A 21,805-nucleotide genomic window follows, 5' to 3' on the forward strand; every position below is an offset into this window, starting at 1 on the left:
TTCCACCCCTTCACTGCGACTTTCCTGGACAGTCATCACAGTTCTTCGATACTCAACATGAGGTTACCGTCAGAAGGATAGCTGTCATGCAAACCCCGTATTCCGTTGCTGATTATCTGCTGGACAGGCTGGCAGGCTGTGGCGTCGGCCATCTCTTTGGTGTGCCTGGCGATTATAATTTGCAGTTTCTTGACCATGTGATTGAACATCCCAGCGTACGTTGGGTCGGGTGTGCGAACGAGTTGAATGCGGCTTATGCTGCGGATGGCTATGCCCGGGTATCCGGGGTGGGGGCGCTGCTCACTACGTTTGGCGTTGGGGAGTTAAGCGCAATTAACGGTATCGCTGGAAGCTATGCGGAATATGTTCCAGTTTTGCATATTGTTGGTGCGCCCTGTCGCGGAGCGCAACGTCGTGGGGAGTTAATGCATCACACTCTGGGTGACGGTGATTTTCTGCATTTTTATCGTATGCAGCAGGCGGTGACGACGGCCAGCGCGGTGCTGGATGAACAAAACGCCTGTTATGAGATTGACCGTGTGCTGCGAACAATGCTTATCGAACGCAGGCCGGGCTATCTGATGTTACCTGCGGATGTGGCAAAACAGCCCGCTACGCCGCCGGATGACATTCTGATTGTTCCTCTGAGCGAGCCGGAAAGCAGTGTGGCAGAAGCGTTTCGCTATCATGCCCGCGAGCGATTGCTGGATAGCCCGCGCGTAGCGCTCCTGGCAGACTTTCTTGCGTTGCGCTTTGGCCTGCAGCCAGTTTTGCAACGCTGGATGGCGGAAACGCCGATGGCTCACGCCACGCTGTTGATGGGCAAAGGGCTGTTCGATGAGCGTCATCCGGCGTTTGTTGGCACATACAGCGCTGGAGCCAGCAGCGACTATGTGCGTCAGGCGATAGAAGATGCCGACACGATAATGTGTGTCGGCACACAATTTGTCGACACCCTGACCGCCGGCTTTACGCAACAACTACCGCAGGAACGCACGATTGAGGTGCAGCCACATGCCTCACGGATTGCAACCAGATGGTTTAACATCCCAATGGAGCAGGCAGTCACCACCTTGCGGGAACTGTGTCTGGAAATGTCCTTTTCACTACCGCCAGAACGCCCGCCCACAGGACGTATTCAGATTGAGAAGGGGCCTCTGACGCAGGAAAATTTCTGGCATACGGTGCAGCAGTTTCTCGCGCCCAATGACATTATCCTCGTCGACCAGGGAACCGCTGCCTTTGGCGCGGCAGCGCTCACGCTACCCGGCGGAGCGGAAGTGCTGGTTCAGCCGCTGTGGGGGTCTATCGGCTACGCGCTCCCGGCTGCATTCGGTGCGCAAACTGCCTGCCCCGAACGCCGGGTGATCCTGATTATTGGTGATGGCGCGGCGCAGCTCACCATTCAGGAGCTGGGCTCTATGCTCAGGGACGGCCAGTCTCCCGTTATTCTGCTGCTCAATAATGATGGCTATACCGTGGAGCGGGCCATACATGGGGAAAATCAGCGTTATAACGATATCGCCGCCTGGAGCTGGACGCAGGTGCCGCAGGCGTTTAGTCGTGAATGTCAGGCCGAATGCTGGCGGGTAAAGCAGGCGGTACAGCTGGAAGAAGTGCTGGCACGGTTGGCCCGTCCGCAACGATTGTCGTTAATTGAGGTAGTGCTACCGAAAGCCGATCTTCCTGAGTTATTGCGCACGGTAACCCGTGCGCTGGAAACGCGTAACGGAGGATAGTTATTTATCCGGGCGCTCGGCGACCATCATCGGTTTGCCCGCCAGCAGTAGCCAGGCGGGTAGCATGACGATGCACAGTAGCGGCAGCAGGGTGGAGTCTGGCACCACCACTGCTGCCATAAACAGGCTCAGCCAGGCGTCACGGGTAACGACCAGCACCAGTCCAAGGATCGCGCAGGAGACCGTGATGGCCGCTGGCACCGCTTCAACGTGGGCGTGCAGCATCAGGCCAAGCGCGACGCCAACGAACACTGCCGGGAAAATTCGCCCGCCGCGAAAACCGCTCGCAGCTGCAACCACCAATGCCGCCAGTTTGATCACGGCGAGCATGAAATAATCCGATGTCCCCAGCGTCTGGCTGAACGCCATTTGCTGCATTTCGTCCAGCCCTTTAAACAAGGTGAGCGGTCCACCAATAACGCCCAGAATACCGAGGATAAAGCCGCCAACGCCAAGGATCAGAACCGGGTGTTTTAATCGATGCATTAAACGGTGTAAACGCGGCAGACACCAGACGGCCACCATCCCGGCGGCAATGGCGATGGCGGCAACGACCGCACCGCTGAGGATATCGATCAAGTGCATCTGCGTGTAGTGTGCAATGGGTAATGAAAAATGGGGGTGAAAAAACAGGCTGGTGGTCAGTGAACCCGCGGCGGCGGCCATTAACGGTGCAAACAGGCGATCCCACAAGGGCACTTCGTTCGAGCTATTCAGCGTTTGCGAAAATACCAGTGCGGCGGCAACGGGGGTGCCAAATAGCGCGCCGATGGTGCCGGCAGAGGCAAGGATAGTCCAGTCCAGCTTCGCAATGCGCGGAAACATGCGGCTGCCGAGTGCCACAGCCAGTGCGATGTTCACGGTCATAATCGGGTGTTCCGGACCCAGACTGACGCCTCCCGCGAGGCCAAGGATGAGCGCGGCCAGCAGGCCCGGTATTGCTGATGTTGGCACCGGCATACCAATTAACGGTTCACAGGCAGGATCCGGTCCCGCGTGGCCCTGGCTGTAGCGAATAACTAACCCGACCATGATCCCCGTGAGCGTCAGCATACCGATAATCCACAGCGCAGAGTCCTGGGCAATACCAATGCTAACGGGTAGGCGCTCCCACAAAAATTGCTGTAAAACGGAAGCCACTTTCATCACAACGATCAACACCAGGCTGGACGCTATGCCAATGATTAGCGCTGGAGTTGATAGCAAGAGCATCGTTCTGGCGCGCGGATGGAGCATTTTCTATTCCTTAAAACAGAGTCATAGACATAGTTTGCACAGCCTGCGTAACCGCATCGCTGCAAATGGTGCTGAAACGATAAAGTAATTATGTGATCTGGATCGATTTTCCACGGGCATCAGCCTTCAGGCCGTTGTTGTTATGCCCCCATGAATTTACAGTGTGGCAAAGATTTATTCTGACTTTAGCGGAGCAGTGGAAGAATGACAAAATATGCTTTAGTAGGTGATGTTGGCGGCACCAACGCGCGTCTTGCTCTGTGCGACATTGCCAGCGGCGAGATTTCGCAGGCAAAAACCTATTCCGGGCTGGATTACCCAAGCCTCGAGGCAGTGGTGCGCGTGTACCTGGATGAGCATAGCGTCAGCGTTGAAGATGGCTGCATTGCCATTGCCTGCCCGATCACCGGCGACTGGGTGGCAATGACTAACCATACCTGGGCATTCTCTATTGCTGAGATGAAAAAAAATCTGGGCTTCAGCCATCTGGAAATCATTAATGATTTCACCGCTGTGTCGATGGCGATCCCGATGCTGAAAAAAGAGCATTTGATCCAGTTTGGCGGCGCGGAACCTGTGGAAGGCAAACCTATTGCTGTGTATGGCGCAGGAACCGGGCTCGGTGTGGCGCATCTGGTGCACGTGGATAAACGCTGGGTAAGCCTCCCAGGTGAAGGCGGCCACGTGGATTTTGCGCCTAACAGCGAAGAAGAGGGGATTATCCTTGAGGTTCTGCGCGCGGAAATTGGTCACGTTTCTGCAGAGCGCGTGCTGTCCGGCCCGGGGCTGGTGAACCTGTATCGCGCCATCGTCAAGTCAGACGGGCGCCTGCCGGAAAATCTGCAGCCAAAGGATATCACCGCCCGTGCGCTGGCTGATTCCTGTATCGACTGTCGTCGGGCGCTGTCGCTGTTTTGCGTCATCATGGGGCGTTTTGGCGGCGATCTGGCGTTGACGCTGGGCACGTTTGGCGGTGTGTACATCGCAGGCGGCATCGTACCGCGCTTCCTCGAATTCTTTAAAGCTTCCGGCTTCCGCGGTGGTTTTGAAGATAAAGGGCGTTTTAAAGCCTATGTACAGGATATTCCTGTGTATCTGATCGTGCATGATAACCCGGGCCTGCTTGGTTCTGGTGCCCATCTGCGCCAGACGCTGGGCCATATTTTGTAAGACCAATGCCGGATGGCATTTAGCGGTCATCCGGCCTGCATTCCCACAAAACCGCGCTCCTGACGCGGTTTTTTTATGCCTGCTAACCGCCTTTCCGACCTTCGTCACATTTCCGAGTGACGGAATCATTTGTCCAGTAAAAGCATTATTTGTCTGATAACGGTCGTTACTTTCCCCGGACCATAATTTCACTCGTCAACGATTAAGAGGAAATGATTATGAGCAAAAAACTGATTGCCGTTTGCGCGTGCCCAATGGGTCTGGCCCACACCTTCATGGCGGCTCAGGCGCTGGAAGAAGCCGCAGTTGAAGCGGGTTATGAAGTAAAAATTGAAACCCAGGGCGCGGACGGAATTCAAAATCGACTGACGGCGCAGGATATCGCAGAGGCAACGTTAATCATCCACTCTGTTGCCGTTACCCCGGAGGATAACGAGCGTTTTGAGTCGCGTGACGTCTACGAAATTACGTTACAGGACGCGATAAAAAATGCGGCCGGCATCATTAAAGAGATCGAAGAGATGGTTGCCGCTGAACAACAATAATCATCGACAGGGAATTACTTATGGCCATTAAAAAACGCAGTGCAACCGTTGTGCCAGGCGCATCTGGTGCGGCAGCGGCAATAAAAAATCCACCGGCCTCCCGCAATAGCTTCTGGGGCGAACTTCCGCAACATGTGATGTCGGGTATTTCGCGCATGGTGCCGACGTTAATTATGGGCGGGGTCATTCTCGCCTTTTCGCAACTGATCGCCTATAGCTGGCTCGATATTCCTGCTGACACCGGCATCATGGATGCGCTGAACAGCGGAAAATTCACCGGTTTTAATCTCTCATTACTGAAGTTTGCCTGGCTGTCGCAATCTTTTGGCGGCGTGCTGTTTGGGTTTGCTATCCCGATGTTTGCCGCATTTGTCGCCAACTCTATCGGCGGCAAGCTGGCGTTTCCGGCGGGGTTTATCGGTGGGTTGATGTCCACTCAGCCCACGCAGATACTGAATTTTGACCCCGCAACGCTGCAATGGGCTACCAGTGCTCCCGTTCCGTCAACCTTTATTGGCGCGCTGATTATCTCGATTGTCGCCGGGTATCTGGTGAAGTGGATGAATCAAAAAATCCAGTTGCCGGATTTCCTGCTGGCGTTCAAAACCACTTTTTTACTGCCCATTCTTTCCGCGATATTCGTCATGTTGGCGATGTATTACGTGATTACGCCGTTTGGCGGTTGGATTAACGGCGGAATTCGTACACTGCTGACGGCAGCCGGAGAGAAAGGCACGCTGATGTACGCGATGGGGATTTCCGCGGCAACGGCGATTGACCTCGGCGGTCCGATTAATAAAGCCGCAGGATTTGTCGCCTTCAGCTTTACCACCGATCACGTTTTGCCGGTAACCGCGCGCTCTATTGCTATTGTCATTCCCCCGATTGGCCTTGGGCTGGCCACACTTATTGACCGTCGCTTAACCGGCAAACGCTTGTTCAGCGCACAGCTCTACCCGCAGGGGAAAACGGCAATGTTCCTCGCGTTTATGGGTATCAGCGAAGGAGCGATCCCGTTTGCGCTGGAAAGCCCCATCACGGCAATTCCTTCCTATATGGTTGGCGCCATTGTCGGGTCGACGGCTGCCGTCTGGCTGGGGGCGGTGCAGTGGTTCCCGGAATCGGCTATCTGGGCATGGCCGTTGGTCACTAATCTCGGCGTCTATATGGCGGGGATCCTGTTAGGCGCGGTGATTACGGCGCTGATGGTGGTGTTCCTGCGCCATCTTATGTACCGCAAAGGCAAGTTGCTGATTGAAAGCCTCTGATTAAAAGGATTGTAACCATGAGCTTACTTGTCTCGCTGCGCGACTGGCTGACGGAGCAACATCTCGACGCGATGCTGCTGTCATCGCGGCAGAATAAACAGCCGCATATGGGGATCTCCAGCAGTTCAGGGTTTGTGTTTATCAGCCATGAAAGCGCGCATATCCTGGTCGACGGCCGTTACTACACCGATGTCGCCACGCGCACTCAGGGCTACCAAATCCATCGACTCGATGGAACGCAGACGCTGTATTCGCAGGTGAATCACATTATTGCGCTCGAAAAGCTGCAGACGGTGGGATTCGAAGGTGAGCAGGTAAGCTGGGATACCGCGCAGGTCTGGTCGGGCAAACTGCATGCCCGACTGGTGAGCGCTGTGCCGGACGTGCTTCGACAGGTGAAAACCGCGCAGGAGATAGCCTGCATCCGCGAAGCCTGCCGGATAGCTGACCTGAGCGCGGAACATATACGCCGCTTTATTCAACCCGGTCTTAGTGAGCGCGAAATTGCCGCCGAACTGGAGTGGTATATGCGTACGCTCGGCGCAGATAAAGCCTCTTTTGACACCATTGTCGCCAGCGGCTGGCGCGGCGCTCTGCCGCACGGTAAAGCCAGCGACAAGCGTGTCGAGGCAGGTGAGTTCATTACGCTGGATTTTGGCGCACAGTATCAGGGCTATTGTTCTGATATGACGCGAACCTTTCGCATCCCCGACGCCAACCAGCCAGCGGAAGAAAGCGCGCTGTTTGCCGTGTATCAGATTGTCCTGGCTGCGCAACGTGCCGCGGTGGCGGCAATTCGACCAGGCGCGCGTTGCAATGAGGTAGACGCCGCAGCCAGGCGGGTCATTATGCAGGCGGGCTATGGCGATGCGTTTGGTCACAATACCGGACACGCTATCGGTATTGAGGTGCATGAAGACCCACGTTTTTCCCCCACAGATACAACACCTCTGGCGGCTGGCATGTTGCTCACCGTTGAACCGGGTATTTATCTGCCGGGGCAGGGCGGAGTGCGTATTGAGGATGTGGTGCTGGTTACGCCAGACGGCGGCGAGGTGCTCTATACCATGGCGAAAACATTGTTACACACGGGAGAGGCGTAATGGATTTGTCGCTACTGAAGGCGCTGAGCGAGGCGGACGCGATCGCCTCTTCTGAACAGGAAGTGCGTCAGATCCTGCTTGAAGAGGCGGATCGTCTCAATAAAGAGGTGCGCTTCGATGGACTGGGATCGGTGCTGATCCGGCTCAATGAATCAACCGGTCCGAAGGTGATGATCTGCGCGCATATGGATGAAGTAGGATTTATTGTGCGCAGTATTTCCAGCGAAGGGGCGATCGATGTATTGCCGGTGGGAAATGTGCGTATGGCGGCCAGGCAATTGCAGCCGGTGCGGATCACCACCCGTGAAGAGAGCAAGATCCCTGGTCTGCTTGACGGAGAGCGCAGCGGTAATGAAGTCAGTGCGCTGCGGGTGGACATTGGCGCGCGGTCCTATGAAGAGGTACTGCAGGCAGGTGTGCGCCCGGGCGATCGCGTCACCTTTGACACAACCTTTCAGGTTTTGCCGCACCAGCGAGTCATGGGAAAAGCCTTTGATGACCGACTTGGATGTTATTTGCTGGTGGCGCTGCTGCGTGAATGGCATGACGCCATTCTCCCTTGCGAGGTGTGGCTGGCGGCCAGTTCCAGTGAAGAAGTGGGATTGCGCGGAGGACAAACCGCAGCACGCGCGGTCGCACCGGATGTGGCGTTTGTGCTGGATACGGCCTGCTGGGCCAAAAACTTTGATTGCAGTGCGGCCAACCACCGACAGCTCGGTAAAGGCCCGATGCTGGTGTTGAGCGATAAATCACTGATTGCCCCGCCGAAGCTGACGACGTGGGTTGAAAACGTGGCCGCTGATGCGGGTATTACCCTGCAGCTCGACATGTTCAGTAACGGCGGCACCGACGGCGGTGCGGTGCACGTCAGCGGCACGGGGGTCCCAACGGTTGTCATAGGGCCTGCCACACGGCATGGACACTGCGCGGCATCGATTGCCGACTGTCGTGACATCATCCAGACACAGCAGTTGTTGTCAGCTCTTATTTCACATCTAACGTGCGAAACCGTGGCTCATCTGACGGATTTCAGGTGCTGATTTCGCGCTAATCAGGAGTTGTTATGTTAACGATTCAATTTCTTTGCCCGTTACCCAATGGCCTGCATGCGCGTCCGGCGTGGGAGCTGAAAGAGCAGTGCAGCCAGTGGCAAAGTGAGGTGATATTTATTAATCATCGCCAGAACGCGAGGGCGGATGCGAAAAGCTCGCTGGCGCTGATTGGCACCGGGACGCTGTTTAACGACAGTTGTAGCCTGACCATTACCGGTCGCGATGAAGAACAAGCCCGGCGAACACTGGAGGAGTATCTCCAGCACCGGTTTATTGACAGCGACAGCGTTCAGCCGACGCCGGCGGAACTGGCGGCACATCCATTGCCGCGTTCGCTGATTCGCCTCAACCCGGACCTGCTGTACGGTACCGTGCTGGCAGGAGGCGTGGGGACCGGTTTGCTCACGCTTTGGCAAAGCGATAATCTGGAAAATTATCGCGCGATAGCGGCGAGTGCGGAAGATAACGCCCGGCTGGAGCACAGCCTGGCGACGCTTGCCGAGCAGCTCAATCAACAGCTGCGCGAGCGCGACGGCGAGAGTAAAACCATTCTCAGCGCGCATCTGTCTCTGATTCAGGATGATGAGTTTGCCGGGAATATTCGCCGTTTAATGCAGGGTCAGCATCTGGGGCTGGGGGCGGCGATTATCGTCAATATGGAACAGGTATGCGCCAGGCTATCGGCCTCCGGTAGTGATTATCTGCGCGAACGCGTCAGCGACATCCGTGATATCAGCGAACAGTTGTTGCACATCACCTGGCCTGAAAGACGCCCGCGCAATGCGCTGGTACTGGAAAAACCGACGATTCTGGTCGCTGAAGATCTGACGCCCAGCCAGTTTTTAAGCCTCGATTTGCAGCATCTGTCTGGCATGATCCTGGAAAAAACGGGGCGCACCTCGCATACCCTGATCCTCGCTCGCGCGTCCGCGATTCCGGTGCTTAGTGGCTTGCCGCTGGAGGCCATTAGCCGCTATACCGGGCAATATGCGGTACTGGATGCCCGCTGTGGGGTGCTGGCCATCAACCCAGACGAAGCGGTTCGCGGTTATTACGCGATTGCGCAGAAGCTGGCCGATGAATGCCAGCGTCGACAGGCGCTTGATGCCGCCCAGCCCGCGCTGACCAAAGATAATCAGCGTATTGACGTTGCGGCGAATATCGGTACCGCGCTGGAAGCGCCGGGAGCGTTTGCCAACGGCGCGGAAGGAATTGGGCTGTTTCGTACTGAAATGCTGTTTATGGACCGCGACAGCGCCCCCGACGAGCAGGAACAGTTTGAAGCCTACCAGCAGGTCTTATTGGCTGCGGGTGATAAGCCGGTTATCTTTCGTACCATGGATATTGGTGGTGATAAGAATATCCGCTATCTCAATATTCCGCAGGAAGAGAATCCGTTCCTGGGCTACCGCGCGGTGCGGATTTATCCAGAGTTTGCCGGACTGTTTCGCACCCAACTGCGCGCTATTTTACGGGCGGCGACCTTCGGTAACGCACAGCTGATGATCCCGATGGTGCACAGCCTCGACCAGATTTTATGGGTAAAAAGTGAACTGCAAAAAGCGCTGGCGGCGCTGAAAGCGGACGGTTTACGCCATGCCCCGACGATTTCATTGGGGATTATGGTTGAAGTGCCGTCGGTGTGTTACATCATCGACCATTTCTGCGATGAGGTGGATTTCTTCAGTATTGGTTCAAACGACATGACCCAGTACCTGTATGCCGTCGATCGTAATAATCCGCGCGTTTCGCCGCTGTACAACCCGATTACGCCGTCGTTCCTGCGTATGCTGCAGCAAATTGTTCGCGTGGCGCACGAGCGCGGAAAATGGGTCGGCATTTGCGGCGAACTGGGTGGCGAAGGGCGTTATTTACCGTTGCTGTTGGGTTTAGGGCTCGATGAACTGAGTATGAGCAGTCCTCGTATTCCGGCGGTAAAAAGCCAACTCCGTCAGTTGGACGGTCAGGCATGCCGCGAACTCGCTTTGCAGGCCTGCGAGTGCCGTAGCGCTCAGGAGATTGAAGATCTGCTCAACCAGTTTGCACCGCAGAAAGATGTACGTCCGCTGCTGGCGCTGGAGAATATCTTTGTTGGTGAATCTCTGAGCAACAAAGAGCAGGTGATTCAGTTTCTGTGCGGCAACCTTGGCGTTAACGGGCGAACTGAACATCCGTTTGAGCTGGAAGAGGATGTCTGGCAGCGCGAAGAGATAGTCACTACCGCCGTTGGTTTTGGGGTAGCTATCCCACACACGAAATCCCAGTGGATCCGCCATTCCAGCATCAGCATTGCCCGGCTTGCACAGCCCGTTGACTGGCAGTCTGAGATGGGCGAGGTAGAGCTGGTGATCATGCTGACGCTGGGTGCCGACGAAGGCATTAACCACGTGAAGGTCTTCTCGCAGCTGGCGCGTAAGCTCGTTAACAAGCAGTTCCGCCAGTCGTTGTTCGCCGCTGAAAATGCCGAGAGCATTCTGGCGCTGCTGGAGGCGGAACTGACATTTTAAGCTTCACTGAAAGAGCGCTATCCTGCCTGTGGCGCTGTGGTTGCAGGCGGGATAAAACGCTCCTGGAAAGCGAAATCATCAATGCGGCGCGTTGTGCCCCGGTAGTTTCCCGGCTCTTAATAGTTTCATCTCTTGCTTGCAGAGCAGAACCACCGCTTGACGACCTTTAACTCGGCGGGAGGTAAGGGCTCTTTTCACGGTTTGACGATCCGCACCTGATTCCAGCATCTGAAAACACATCAGGGAGAGTGCACGTCTGTTTTTCATCGCATATTCACTTTATTGAGTAAGCCAGTAGGATTGGGCTAAAGGCCGCTATTTTACAACGAGGCAAACGGATATGACTAACACCGTTGGTGTTGTCTCACTTAACGCGCTGACTGAAAGCGCGCGCCGTACTCTCCCGGCGTCAGGCCAAACTGACGTCGGAACAGGCGGCAGAAATAATCGCTGTCCTGATATCCACACCGCTGTGCGACTTCGCTAATCGACAGATGGTATTTCTGTAAGATGATGCGCGCCTTCACCATTCTGACCCACCGCAGATACTCGACAAATCCCATGGTACCGTGCTGGGCAAACACTTTTGACAGGTGATTGGGCGTGATATTAAAAAACTGCGCCACGCTTTCCCGGGTCAGCGGTTGGGCATAGTTATCTTGTACCCAATTACACATACTGTGATAGAGAAATTCAGCGCGAGGACGCTCTGTGTCAGGGCGGCTATTCACCACGCTACGACACAGATGCAGCAGGCTAAGCACCAGCGGCTGAATGATATCCTGGGCCTGAGGAGTGCGGCTTAAATGGGTTAATGCGGTCAGCATTGCCTCGCCTTCGCCGCGCTGCGGATGGGGTAACTCAATACGGCGGAGCGGACGTAACAGCGATGCGGTTCGGTTATCGTAAAAAGAGAGTCCCAGCCAGGCCGGAGAAAACACCAGGCTCAACAGCATCACGGGCCTGTCGCTGCCGGGCAGATTTGCCGCTTTCGTCGGGATAAACAGCATGTCGCCTTCTGGCAGGCTGTGCTGCTGTTTTTCCAGGAGGTTGCTGTATTCGCCACGCAGCACGATATCGAGGCGCGGAAGGTCAATACATAAACTTCCGGTTGGTAATGTGGTGGGTTGGGTCGCGAACCACACGCGCCCCAGATGCTGCGGGTTTAATACCAGGCCGCTGAACAGATCGGCGAAAAACTGTTGGTCTGCGGGTAGGCCTGGTTCTTTCATCGCTCTTTCTCTGCGCTATAAGTGCATTAACTGTCTGAACTCTTTCACTTTACTCCGACTAACCGGGATTTCAAATTCCAGATCTTTTAAGCGCAAAATGTAGGTGTTGTTAAACCAGGGTTCGATCTCGCGAATTTTATTCAGATTCACGCAGAACGAGCGGTGGCAGCGGAAGAAATGCGAAGCCGGCAATTTGCTGCAAAATTCGGTGATGTTCATCGGCATCACGTACGATTCGCGTCGGGTGTAGACAAACGTCATCTTTTCATGGGCTTCTGCGTAGTAGATGTCGTTGATCGGGGTCACGATGATTCGCTCATCTTTGATCAGATTGATCGTGTCGTTTTCGCGTGCTACCGGACTGATGGGCGAAGTTCCCGTTTGCTGTTGTTGCCAGGCTGCTTCCAGCTTTTGCAGCATGCCGACGATCCGCGATTCCTGATACGGCTTCAGGATGTAGTCGAAGGCCTCCAGTTCAAAGGCTTCAACGGCGTGCTCTTTCCACGCGGTAATAAAGACAATAAAAGGCTTGTGCGCAAACTGGCTGATGTTTTGCGCCAACAGCACGCCATCCAGCGAGGGAATATTGATATCCAGAAAAATGGCGTCAACGCGGTTGTGCTGGAGATATTTCAGCACGTCCAGGCCGTCGTCGAATGTGCCGACAATTTCCATCTGGCTGTGCTCTTTTATCAGCCAGCTAAGTTCCTGTTGGGCCAGGAATTCATCTTCAACAATGATGACTTTCACGACTTCGCTCCTGGTTAAAGCAACAATGTGGCCGGTGCGGCTGCGGGCGAGTGCTGATTAGGCACGTAAAAGGCAATCTCAGTGCCTGGCTCCAGACGGCGGATATGTAAGCCCTCGCCGTAGAGCAGCTTAACGCGATGATGCACATTCAATAGGCCAATTTTGTTACCCGGCATTTCATTGGATTCGACCCGTTCAATGACTTTTGGATCGATACCGTGGCCCGTATCCCGCACAGCAATCCTTACCCGGTTACCGCATTCTGCCACGCTGATAGTGACCACGCCTTTTCCTTTGCAGGGTTGAATCCCATGGACAATCGCGTTCTCTACCAGCGGCTGAATCAGCAGGCTGGGGATATAACAGCTTACCTCTTCGTCGATATCATAAATAACCGTCAGCTTGTCGCCAAAACGAGCCTGCTCGATGGCGATGTAATCCTTAATTTGATACAGCTCCTTTTTGATATCTATCTGCTCATCGTCTTTTAATTCAATATTATAGCGAAGATAGCGCGACAAATTAAAAATGAGCTGGCGTGCGGTGTCCGGATTAAGCCGCACCGACGATGAAATCGCATTCAGGGCGTTAAACAGGAAATGGGGATTTATTTTACTTTGCAGTGCGCGCAGTTCTGCCTTATTTGCCATTTCACGAAGCTGCTCAGCCCTGGAAACTTCAAGCTGTGTCGAGATAATTTGCGACAGACCAATCGCCATTTCCTGCAGTGAGGAGGTTATCTGGTGGGCATGGCAGTAGTAGATTTTTAGCGTACCGGTGACAACGCCTTTCTCCCAGAGCGGGATCACCAACATGGAGTGTATTTCGGGCGTACGGTGCGCTTCATCATTGTTTTTAATGATGATTTTTCCGTAATTGATCGCCTGCTGGGTGGTCGGGCTGACGAAGTCATCGTTATCGCGGTAGTTAAGTTCACCCACGCCAACGTACGCCAGTACGTGCTGGGTGTTGGTAATCGCGACGGCGTCTGCATGTATGTCATGGCGAATAATTTCGCACACCTGGCGGAGCGACTCGCTGTTAACCTGACGGAAAAGCGGCAGGGTTTTGTTGGCGATATCCAGCGCCAGCTTGGCCTGCTTCGCGGCGCTGGCCTCTTTCTCACCCTCCACGCTTTGAACCAACATGACGATAAAGCCAATGCAGACGCTGCCCAGGATCATAGGGATGCCGATTTTCGAGACAATATCCAGCCCCAGCTCAGTGGTGGGCGCCCATGCGACGACGAGGATCATGGTCAGGGATTCGCACAGCATTCCGCCTAAAATACCTGCGCGCCAGTGCTGCGCTTTGGGGATCTTACGGTTGATCCACCCGGCAATACAGCCTGCCAGAATGCTGGTGATAAAGCAGGGCACAGCGGTTACGCCGCCGATGTCGATCAGGTAGCGATGGGTGCCCGCGATGAGGCCCGTAATGATGCCGACCCACGGACCGAACAGAATTCCTCCTGACATGACCGCAATAATACGTACGTTAACCAGTGAGCCTTCAACCGGTACGCCGGACCAGGTACTGAACAGGGCAAACATTGAGAAAATCGCGGTAACGGCGAGCAGCTCTTTTGGGGAGTGGGCTGACTTGTGCAACAGTTCGCGAAACAGGCGGATACGAATCAGGAAAAATAGACAGAACAGCATCAGCGCTGCCCGGTCAAATACCGCCAGCAGCATATTGAATATTTCGTGCACGGGTGACTCTTGCGCAAGGGTTAAACCTCTATGATAGGTAACCTGAGGCTGGATGACCAGCACCCCCGCAGCCTGGGTCTAATGAGGAAAAACCTTAATATTAAAAGGGGATTGTTGCATGATTGTTGTATTTACAATACCTGTCCTGTCAGTGCCGCGTTCAAAGTAATGTAGTTAACAACAAAATGTTAAATGATGGTAATTTTAAGCGGGCTGTGAAAAAGGTTATTTCCCTATTTTTTCTTGTTGTTCCTCTTTTTCGTTAATAAAAAATATTTTGCTTTGCCTCTCGACAGAAGGAAATTATTCAGGCTATTTTCTAAACGTGTCACCATCGTGGCAGCGTCGCTCGGACGGTCCGGGCGCTAACGTTAATCTGAGGATATTATGGCTGACTCCCGCCCTGAACGTCGCTTTACGCGTATTGATCGCCTTCCCCCTTACGTTTTTAACATCACTGCTGAGCTGAAGATGGCTGCGCGTCGGCGCGGCGAAGATATTATCGATTTCAGCATGGGGAACCCGGATGGGGCCACGCCTCCTCATATTGTTGAAAAACTGTGTACCGTGGCGCAGCGCCCGGATACTCACGGTTATTCCACCTCGCGCGGCATTCCGCGTCTGCGTCGGGCGATTTCCCGCTGGTACCAGGAACGCTATGACGTTGAGATCGATCCGGAATCCGAAGCGATTGTGACGATTGGTTCTAAAGAAGGACTGGCGCACCTGATGCTGGCAACGCTGGATCACGGTGATACCGTCCTTGTACCGAACCCGAGCTATCCGATCCATATTTATGGTGCGGTGATTGCTGGCGCGCAGGTACGTTCAGTGCCGCTGGTCGACGGCGTCGATTTCTTTAATGAGCTGGAGCGTGCGATTCGCGAAAGCTATCCTAAACCGAAGATGATGATCTTAGGTTTCCCTTCTAACCCGACTGCGCAGTGCGTCGAGCTGGAGTTCTTCGAAAAAGTCGTGGCCCTGGCGAAACGCTATGACGTGCTGGTGGTTCATGACCTGGCCTATGCCGATATTGTCTACGATGGCTGGAAAGCGCCGTCGATTATGCAGGTACCGGGTGCTCGCGATGTTGCGGTTGAATTTTTCACCCTGTCGAAAAGCTACAACATGGCGGGCTGGCGTATCGGTTTTATGGTGGGTAATAAAACGCTGGTCAACGCGCTGGCACGAATTAAGAGCTATCACGATTACGGAACCTTTACGCCGTTGCAGGTTGCAGCTATCGCCGCGCTGGAAGGCGATCAGCAGTGCGTACGGGATATTGCGGAGCAATATAAACGCCGTCGAGACGTACTGGTAAAAGGGCTGCATGAAGCCGGTTGGATGGTCGAGATGCCAAAAGCCTCGATGTACGTTTGGGCGAAAATTCCAGAGCATTACGCCGGGATGGGGTCACTTGAATTTGCCAAGAAGCTGCTGAACGAAGCGAAGGTCTGCGTTTCTCCGGGGATTGGATTTGGTGATTATGGCGATACGCACGTGCGCTTTGCGCTAATTGAAAACCGCGACCGTACTCGCCAGGCGATTCGCGGTATTAAAGCGATGTTTCGCGCCGATGGCTTACTGCCTGCCAGTGCAAAATCGGCTACTGAAAGTACCGACTAACAACCCGATTCCCCAAAAGCAAACAGGAGCCTGATGGCTCCTGTTTTTTTTGCTGCGTCTTTTAATTTAGATCATCAGGGCGAAAGTACCGGCCCAAACGATGACCATAAAAGAAATGCCCATAAAGAAATATTTCACTTTTCATCTCTCCGCGTACCTGAGGTACGTCTAAATGAACATATGCTTACCTGACAGAGAGCTGATGCACGCGTAAACGAAAGGGAGAATTCCCCTCGTTTGCTTGGCTGCATCACCTCAGAATTCTGAGCTTTCATGCTCCAGACGGCGCTAATGTACGCCTAAAAATGAGGCGAGACAAGAGGCATTTTTTTATTTGATTTTAATAACTTACAAGTGTCGTGATTCGGCGACAGTTTAATTTCTGCCGGTAATAAATTGCTATTGAGCGACGTAATGGTTACTCGGAGAATTCTCATATCGCCATGATGTTAATGCGGTTAATTTTTCGCGGAATTAGATAATGAAAAGGTTAAAAATGACCAGATTAATGATGTTAGCACTCGTTCTTACGCCATTGACGTCGATGGCGGCCTCGCCGTTGGCATTCAATTTCAGCTGCGCAAGTATTGGTGGTGTGAATAGTGATGGTAAAGGCAATGTCTGGATTGATGGCACGAAGGCGACGGTGAAGGCTTTTAATGAAAACTATTGGGAAGCAAAAAGCGGTAACAATACCGTTTCTATCTCCCGCAAAGATGACGGGAATCCGGATGTTTCCTGGAGCGGGCCGAATCGAAAGCACGGGGTATGCCTGCCTGAAGACAATATTGACTTTTCCGGGGCAAAAAAACCGACCAGCAGCGGGCCTTCTTTTTCCTGCGCTGCGGTAGCAAAAGGCAGTATCGAAGAGGCTATCTGCCAGAGCCCTGCGCTCTCAGCTATGGATATGGCGCTAAATGGGGCCTACAAGCAGGCGCTGGTGAAATCGGGTAATAACCCGACGCTCAAAGCAGAGCAGCGCGGCTGGGTGAAAGGGCGTAATGAGTGCTGGAAAGAGCAGGACAAGCCAGCCTGTATTGCCCGTAACTATAATGAGCGAATGACTGAACTCCAGAACAAGTGGGGCGTTAAGTAATTCAACTGCGGAAAAAAAGAAAGGCCTTACGGCCTTTCTTTTTAGATATATAACGAGGCTTCACCCATCGGGCGAGTTTTGAAGCGGCGGTGGATCCAGAGATACTGCTCGGGTGCGCGCATGATCTCTTTTTCGATAATTTTGTTCATATACGCTGCAGCCTGGCTTTCATCTGCCGGGTAACCTTCCATTTGCGGGGTGATGAACAGGCGGTAACCGGAGTTATCTGCTTTTCTCACCATGGTTACTGTCAGCATTGCTGCGCCCGATAACCGTGACAATACGTAAGTGCCGTTAGTGGTCGCAACGTTTTTGACTGCGAAGAACGGGGCGAATGAACTCCCTTTGCGACCATAGTCCTGATCGGGGGCAAACCATACGGCCTCGCCTTTTTTCAGGGCACCGACAATACCACGCAGATTATTTCTGCCGATCATGGCCTTGTTAGAGCGCATACGACCGCGGGTTTGGATCCACTCCATCAACTTATTGTTGTGCGGGCGATAGGTTGCCATCATCGGTTGGCAAAGCCCCATTACGCGACCACCTAACTCGAGCGACATAAAGTGTACGCCTACAACCATCACGCCACGGTTTTGCAATTGGGCGCGTTTCAGGTTGTCGAGCCCTTCTACGTCAAACCATTTACGCACCCGGCGGTCCGGCCAGAACCAGGCCATACCTGTTTCAAGCAGTCCCATGCCGAGTGAACGAAAGTTCTCATCGACCAGCTTGTCTCTTTCATCTTGCGACAGATTCGGGAAACAGAGTTCGAGATTTTTACGTGCAATAGATTCACGGCGTTTCAAAAATGGACGAGCAAGCGTTCCTGTACGGGTACCAAGAAAACACAATACGGGATAGGGAAGTTGTATCAGTAACCAGAGCACACCAACACCAAACCATGTGAGCCAGTAGCGCGGATGCAAAAACGCGCATGAAAATTTACATTGGGGGAACATAAGCACCTGTTGTTGATACGAAATAGATGTATCGCGAAGATTCTTTGTCAGTCGCTTTACACTCTGCACTGATCGTTAGGCCGCCATGAACGACATTGGTTCCTGTAAAGAGTGTAAAACTGAGTCAGGACAAAACCACGAGGGGGCATGAATGATCGGACGCACAATGTACACCCGAAGATTAATGTCAGCCAGAAATAATTACTCAAGATTCGTAAATGTTTTTAGGGCGATTAAGAACAAAAATTAACCTATATATAATTCGTTGTTTTTATGCAGATTAAATAACAGTCTGTTGAAGAGTTAACAGTACGCAGGCGAATGACATATGTAACTAAGATGTTGCTTAAATTGCATGAAGATAGGAACTATCTTAGAATATAAAGTTAAGGGAGTGTAAGGACTTAGGTTAAGTTTATGGCAGACAGGAGGTATCGCTATGTTCTATTTCTGGATCTTTCTTGCACTGAGCATTTTGTGCGTCAGTTGCTATATCTGGCAGGTTATGGGCGCTGCGGCGTCAATCAGCGCTTTTCTCGGTATGGCCATCCTTACGGCATTAATTTACGTTTTTACTATGCGGTTGACCAATGGTAACGAAATGGTAACCGGATTATTCCTTTTTCTTGCCCCTGCATGCGGTTTGATTATTCGCTTTATGGTGGGCTACGGTAAGCGATAATTAGGAATGTTACTATTAGCAATACATTATCACACAGAGCGACTTATATTTATCTGAGTTATTGAAGTGCCAGCATCGCTGGCACTTTTTTGCGAAACCTACGTCGATTACCGGGCATCTGCCAACTGGAGTGAGGCTTCCTCTTGCTGAGCATTTTTTCGCTGTTGTTCGAGCTCCAGCGCGCCACGATGAGAGAGGTAGCAGAACAGGATGCAGCAGACAATCCCACCCATCAACAGATAGAATCCGCCATGCCATCCCATTTTGTCGACCATCACGCCAAACAGACTGGTTCCCAGGGATGCGCCAAAAATGTAGCTCATGAATCCGCGTAACCCGACCGCAGAACCTACCGCGAAACTGGGGACAATTTCCATCGTCTGAACGGACGCGAGGAACTGCGGAACATAAATCAGGCAACCCACGATGGCGGCAAAAATAGTGACCATCACTAACGATTCACTTTTCCAGTAGCCGATCAGGCAGACGAAAATCAGCGCCATACAGATCATAGCCAGCGGCATGCGGCGGCCTTTAAACAGTTTATCAGTGAGCCAACCCGCCAGTAATGTGGATGGAATTGCCGCCCATTCGAAAAACAGGAACGCTACGCTCATTTGTTCTTTCGAGAAATGTTTTTCGGTTAATAAATAAATTGGCAGCCAGCTAATCATGCCAAAACGCACCATATAAACAAAGACGTCTACCAGTGAAACATACCAGGCATTCTTATTGCGCAGGACATAGGTGCAGAAGATCTGGAAGGCGCTCATATTTTCTGGCGCTTCGACAACGTGTCGGGTATTTAATACGACTTTTTCTTCCGGCATCATTTGCTCTAGTGCCGGTAAGCCTTCCTGACGCGGTGAGCCTTTCCCCAGCAGCAGTACAATAAAAGCAAACAGTACGGCAACGCCGGCTGGGACAATATAGCTGGCGCTTTGCCAGTGTTCGCTCCCCAAAATGGCAAAGGCGGCACCAACAATCGGCGCGACAATACCTCCGCCAACGTTATGTGAGATATTCCAGAATGCGCCAACGCGTCCACGCTCTTTACGTGGAAACCAGTTAGCGATGGTAATAAATGAAGGGCCGACGCCCATCCCCTGGAACAAACCGTTGAAAACGACCAGAGCGGCAAAAATCCAGAATCCGGTACTGAACCCCAGGCCTACGTTGACGATAGCACACAGGATCAGGCCGCATGCCATGAAGACTTTTGGGCTGGCCTTATCTGCCAGACTGCTCATTATGCCTTTACTGATCCCATAGGCAATAAGCATGCAACTGCTAAGTAAGCCAATCTGCGTAGCACTGAGATCCAGATGCTCTTTCAGGTATGGAGTTGAGAGCGTGAAGTTATTGCGCACAATATAGTACGCAAGATAGCCAAGAAATACGCTGAGTAATGCCTGCATGCGGTATCGGCTATAAGTAGCCTGGACTTTCTCCGCCGGGACTTTATTTGCCGCTGGCCCTGCCTTAAATATTGATAACATATCATCACCTAAATTTATATTGATGTGAATATCAGGATTTTTCGCTGTGAAGAGTGAAATAGAAGGCAGGGAAACTCAAGTTGATGAAATGAGTCACTATTGACACAAATTGTGTATTGCGTAGCTGATTTTGACTCTTTTTAAATAAAGGATTTTAGAATCTATTCTTTTACGGGCATTTTTATCTTCGGTGTGTGCGGATATTAACAAATTCAGACCGCATTTTCGGGTATTCTTTACTGATGTCGTCACTTTCCGTTTGGTTATTGTACGAATAACCTTATTCTTCTCCCCCAGCGGTGATAAACGGGTAAGTTTTGTCTCAATATTATTTTTTGCACATGTTGGTATTTATGAACGGGATCACAAACAGACTTTTGGGTCGGGGGCGCTTTTGGGCGATCTTGCTCTGTTTTATGTCGCTGTCGGTGAGTAGTCTGGCTTTGGGGAAAGAACTGGTGATGGCGACTACTTTTTCCCCAGGGGCAACGGCCTGGATTATCCAGCGCTGGCAGACGGAGCCAGGGTCAGTGATGATTCGCACGTTAAACCGGACCAGCAGTTCACTGGAACAACTGCTTGATACTGCCAATGCGGAAAACGTCGATCTGATTCTGACCTCGTCGCCCATGCTGTTGCAGCATCTTCAGGAGCATCAGAAGCTGGCGCCCTTCGATAATGTACTGCCGGAAAGCCAGCGGCTGGTGCCTGACTCGATTCGTTCTACCTCCGTGGCCGTTGCGATATCTGGTTTTGGTCTGCTAATTAACCGTTCTGCGCTGGCGGCGCGTCATTTGTCGCCTCCTGCTGACTGGGGGGATTTAACGCAACCTAAATATCAGAACGCGTTGTTAATGAGTAGCCCGTCGCGTTCCGATACCAACCACCTGATGGTTGAGTCGCTGCTGCAGCAAAAAGGATGGGAAGAGGGCTGGGCGACGCTGTTGGCCAGTGCCGGTAATCTGGTCACTATTTCATCTCGCAGTTTTGGTGTGGCCGACAAAATTAAGAGCGGTCTGGGCGTGGCGGGGCCGGTCATTGATAACTATGCCAACCTGTTGCTAAACGATCCGCACCTGGCTTTTACCTATTTTCCTCGCTCGGCGGTTTCGCCTACTTACGTTGCCGTTCTTAAGAACAGCCAGCACCCCAATGAAGCGCGTCGATTTATCCGTTATCTGTTAAGCCCTGAAGGGCAGCGGATCCTTGCCGATGCGAACACGGGAAAATATCCGGTTACTCAGCTCGCGCCTGATAACCCACGCGCGGCTCAGCAGGCAATTTTGATGAGCCAGCCAGCGCTTAATTATCGCCTGATCCTTAAGCGACAACGGCTGGTACAGCGGATGTTTGATACCGCGATCAGTTTTCGACTCGCGCAACTGAAAGATGCATGGCGGGCGCTCTACAGTGCCGAAGCGCGCCTGAAACGCCCGCTACCCGAAATCAGAGCGCTGCTGACCAGCGTTCCGATAGATGCCAGGAACAGTGAAGATGAGGCCTGGCTTGCGCAATTTGATAATAAAAGCGTGGCCGAACAGCAGATGATGGAGTGGCAGTTGTGGTTTCTTAAAAATCAGCGTCAGGCTATTTCCAAACTGGAAGAGTTAAAATGAAAGGTGGATC

At 52.8% G+C, this 21,805-nt stretch carries 18 protein-coding genes; 11 read left to right on the forward strand and 7 right to left on the reverse strand.

All coding sequences use genetic code 11. The features are described 5' to 3' along the window. The first annotated feature begins 86 nt into the window (after positions 1-86). A complete protein-coding gene (locus OGV80_RS21335) occupies positions 87-1,739 on the forward strand; it encodes an alpha-keto acid decarboxylase family protein (RefSeq protein ID WP_286515722.1) in 1,653 nt (550 codons plus the stop codon). Here the strand turns inward: OGV80_RS21335 and OGV80_RS21340 are convergent, their stop codons facing one another. Next, complete coding sequence (locus OGV80_RS21340) at positions 1,740-2,975, reverse strand: ion channel protein (protein WP_075145852.1); 1,236 nt, start codon at positions 2,973-2,975, stop codon at positions 1,740-1,742. A gap of 204 nt (positions 2,976-3,179) precedes the next feature. On the opposite strand from OGV80_RS21340, the gene glk reads away from it, so the two are divergent. The 6 genes from glk (at position 3,180) to ptsP (ending at position 10,620) form a co-directional block, all read left to right on the forward strand. Next, entirely contained in the window at positions 3,180-4,145 is a 966-nt protein-coding gene (gene glk / locus OGV80_RS21345; RefSeq protein WP_043017106.1) for a glucokinase, read from the forward strand. 218 nt (positions 4,146-4,363) lie between these two features. Beyond that, positions 4,364-4,690, forward strand: a complete 327-nt coding sequence (locus OGV80_RS21350; RefSeq protein WP_003028254.1) for a PTS fructose transporter subunit IIB — start codon at positions 4,364-4,366, stop codon at positions 4,688-4,690. Positions 4,691-4,710: 20 nt separating this feature from the next. Next, positions 4,711-5,958 carry a PTS fructose transporter subunit IIC gene (locus OGV80_RS21355; protein WP_047409694.1) on the forward strand — a complete coding sequence of 416 codons (1,248 nt, stop codon included), beginning with the start codon at positions 4,711-4,713 and terminating at the stop codon, positions 5,956-5,958. 17 nt (positions 5,959-5,975) lie between these two features. After that, positions 5,976-7,061 (forward strand): aminopeptidase, encoded by a 1,086-nt coding sequence (ypdF, locus tag OGV80_RS21360; protein WP_286515723.1) that lies wholly within the window; start codon positions 5,976-5,978, stop codon positions 7,059-7,061. Continuing rightward, a complete protein-coding gene (gene ypdE, locus OGV80_RS21365) occupies positions 7,061-8,101 on the forward strand; it encodes an aminopeptidase (RefSeq protein ID WP_286515726.1) in 1,041 nt (346 codons plus the stop codon). The genes ypdF and ypdE overlap by 1 nt, the downstream gene beginning before the upstream one ends. A gap of 23 nt (positions 8,102-8,124) precedes the next feature. Continuing rightward, positions 8,125-10,620: a phosphoenolpyruvate--protein phosphotransferase gene (gene ptsP / locus OGV80_RS21370; protein ID WP_220771508.1), complete on the forward strand. Its 2,496-nt coding sequence runs from the start codon at positions 8,125-8,127 to the stop codon at positions 10,618-10,620. A gap of 368 nt (positions 10,621-10,988) precedes the next feature. Here ptsP and OGV80_RS21375 read toward each other — a convergent pair whose 3' ends face one another. The 3 genes from OGV80_RS21375 to OGV80_RS21385 are packed head-to-tail and all read right to left on the reverse strand — an operon-like array spanning position 10,989 to position 14,314. Further along, positions 10,989-11,852: an AraC family transcriptional regulator gene (locus OGV80_RS21375; RefSeq protein ID WP_286515729.1), complete on the reverse strand. Its 864-nt coding sequence runs from the start codon at positions 11,850-11,852 to the stop codon at positions 10,989-10,991. 15 nt (positions 11,853-11,867) lie between these two features. Next, on the reverse strand, positions 11,868-12,602 hold the full coding sequence (gene ypdB / locus OGV80_RS21380; protein WP_043017099.1) for a two-component system response regulator YpdB: 735 nt from the start codon (positions 12,600-12,602) through the stop codon (positions 11,868-11,870). 14 nt (positions 12,603-12,616) lie between these two features. Further along, positions 12,617-14,314, reverse strand: coding sequence for a sensor histidine kinase (locus OGV80_RS21385; protein WP_087051437.1), 1,698 nt, complete (start codon positions 14,312-14,314; stop codon positions 12,617-12,619). A gap of 387 nt (positions 14,315-14,701) precedes the next feature. Between OGV80_RS21385 and alaC the strand changes: the two genes are divergently transcribed. Then, entirely contained in the window at positions 14,702-15,940 is a 1,239-nt protein-coding gene (gene alaC, locus OGV80_RS21390; protein WP_043017098.1) for an alanine transaminase, read from the forward strand. A 66-nt stretch (positions 15,941-16,006) separates the two neighbouring features. Here alaC and ypdK read toward each other — a convergent pair whose 3' ends face one another. Continuing rightward, a complete protein-coding gene (gene ypdK / locus OGV80_RS21395) occupies positions 16,007-16,078 on the reverse strand; it encodes a membrane protein YpdK (RefSeq protein ID WP_010723117.1) in 72 nt (23 codons plus the stop codon). Between the two features lie 343 nt (positions 16,079-16,421). On the opposite strand from ypdK, the gene OGV80_RS21400 reads away from it, so the two are divergent. Beyond that, positions 16,422-17,036 (forward strand): lysozyme inhibitor LprI family protein, encoded by a 615-nt coding sequence (locus OGV80_RS21400; protein WP_200000962.1) that lies wholly within the window; start codon positions 16,422-16,424, stop codon positions 17,034-17,036. A gap of 41 nt (positions 17,037-17,077) precedes the next feature. Here the strand turns inward: OGV80_RS21400 and lpxP are convergent, their stop codons facing one another. After that, positions 17,078-17,998 carry a kdo(2)-lipid IV(A) palmitoleoyltransferase gene (gene lpxP, locus OGV80_RS21405; protein ID WP_286515731.1) on the reverse strand — a complete coding sequence of 307 codons (921 nt, stop codon included), beginning with the start codon at positions 17,996-17,998 and terminating at the stop codon, positions 17,078-17,080. A gap of 439 nt (positions 17,999-18,437) precedes the next feature. Between lpxP and OGV80_RS21410 the strand changes: the two genes are divergently transcribed. Next, positions 18,438-18,680 (forward strand): YfdY family protein, encoded by a 243-nt coding sequence (locus OGV80_RS21410; RefSeq protein ID WP_043017095.1) that lies wholly within the window; start codon positions 18,438-18,440, stop codon positions 18,678-18,680. Positions 18,681-18,787: 107 nt separating this feature from the next. Here the strand turns inward: OGV80_RS21410 and pgtP are convergent, their stop codons facing one another. Next, the gene (gene pgtP, locus OGV80_RS21415) at positions 18,788-20,179 is read right to left on the reverse strand and encodes a phosphoglycerate transporter PgtP (RefSeq protein ID WP_043017094.1); all 1,392 of its coding nucleotides are present in this window, start codon (positions 20,177-20,179) and stop codon (positions 18,788-18,790) included. Between the two features lie 416 nt (positions 20,180-20,595). On the opposite strand from pgtP, the gene pgtC reads away from it, so the two are divergent. After that, positions 20,596-21,795: a phosphoglycerate transport regulator PgtC gene (gene pgtC / locus OGV80_RS21420; protein ID WP_155762297.1), complete on the forward strand. Its 1,200-nt coding sequence runs from the start codon at positions 20,596-20,598 to the stop codon at positions 21,793-21,795. The last annotated feature ends 10 nt before the right edge of the window (positions 21,796-21,805 follow it).

This window comes from Citrobacter sp. Ce119, from assembly GCF_030334525.1.
Taxonomy (GTDB): domain Bacteria; phylum Pseudomonadota; class Gammaproteobacteria; order Enterobacterales; family Enterobacteriaceae; genus Citrobacter; species Citrobacter europaeus.

Bases quoted from the DNA above. Each gene is read 5' to 3' on its own strand.
- OGV80_RS21335 (WP_286515722.1), top strand. From the start codon at position 87: ATGCAAACCCCGTATTCCGTTGCTGATTATCTGCTGGACAGGCTGGCA.
- OGV80_RS21340 (WP_075145852.1), bottom strand. From the start codon at position 2,975: ATGCTCCATCCGCGCGCCAGAACGATGCTCTTGCTATCAACTCCAGCG.
- glk (WP_043017106.1), top strand. From the start codon at position 3,180: ATGACAAAATATGCTTTAGTAGGTGATGTTGGCGGCACCAACGCGCGT.
- OGV80_RS21350 (WP_003028254.1), top strand. From the start codon at position 4,364: ATGAGCAAAAAACTGATTGCCGTTTGCGCGTGCCCAATGGGTCTGGCC.
- OGV80_RS21355 (WP_047409694.1), top strand. From the start codon at position 4,711: ATGGCCATTAAAAAACGCAGTGCAACCGTTGTGCCAGGCGCATCTGGT.
- ypdF (WP_286515723.1), top strand. From the start codon at position 5,976: ATGAGCTTACTTGTCTCGCTGCGCGACTGGCTGACGGAGCAACATCTC.
- ypdE (WP_286515726.1), top strand. From the start codon at position 7,061: ATGGATTTGTCGCTACTGAAGGCGCTGAGCGAGGCGGACGCGATCGCC.
- ptsP (WP_220771508.1), top strand. From the start codon at position 8,125: ATGTTAACGATTCAATTTCTTTGCCCGTTACCCAATGGCCTGCATGCG.
- OGV80_RS21375 (WP_286515729.1), bottom strand. From the start codon at position 11,852: ATGAAAGAACCAGGCCTACCCGCAGACCAACAGTTTTTCGCCGATCTG.
- alaC (WP_043017098.1), top strand. From the start codon at position 14,702: ATGGCTGACTCCCGCCCTGAACGTCGCTTTACGCGTATTGATCGCCTT.
- OGV80_RS21400 (WP_200000962.1), top strand. From the start codon at position 16,422: ATGAAAAGGTTAAAAATGACCAGATTAATGATGTTAGCACTCGTTCTT.
- lpxP (WP_286515731.1), bottom strand. From the start codon at position 17,998: ATGTTCCCCCAATGTAAATTTTCATGCGCGTTTTTGCATCCGCGCTAC.
- OGV80_RS21410 (WP_043017095.1), top strand. From the start codon at position 18,438: ATGTTCTATTTCTGGATCTTTCTTGCACTGAGCATTTTGTGCGTCAGT.
- pgtP (WP_043017094.1), bottom strand. From the start codon at position 20,179: ATGTTATCAATATTTAAGGCAGGGCCAGCGGCAAATAAAGTCCCGGCG.
- pgtC (WP_155762297.1), top strand. From the start codon at position 20,596: ATGTCGCTGTCGGTGAGTAGTCTGGCTTTGGGGAAAGAACTGGTGATG.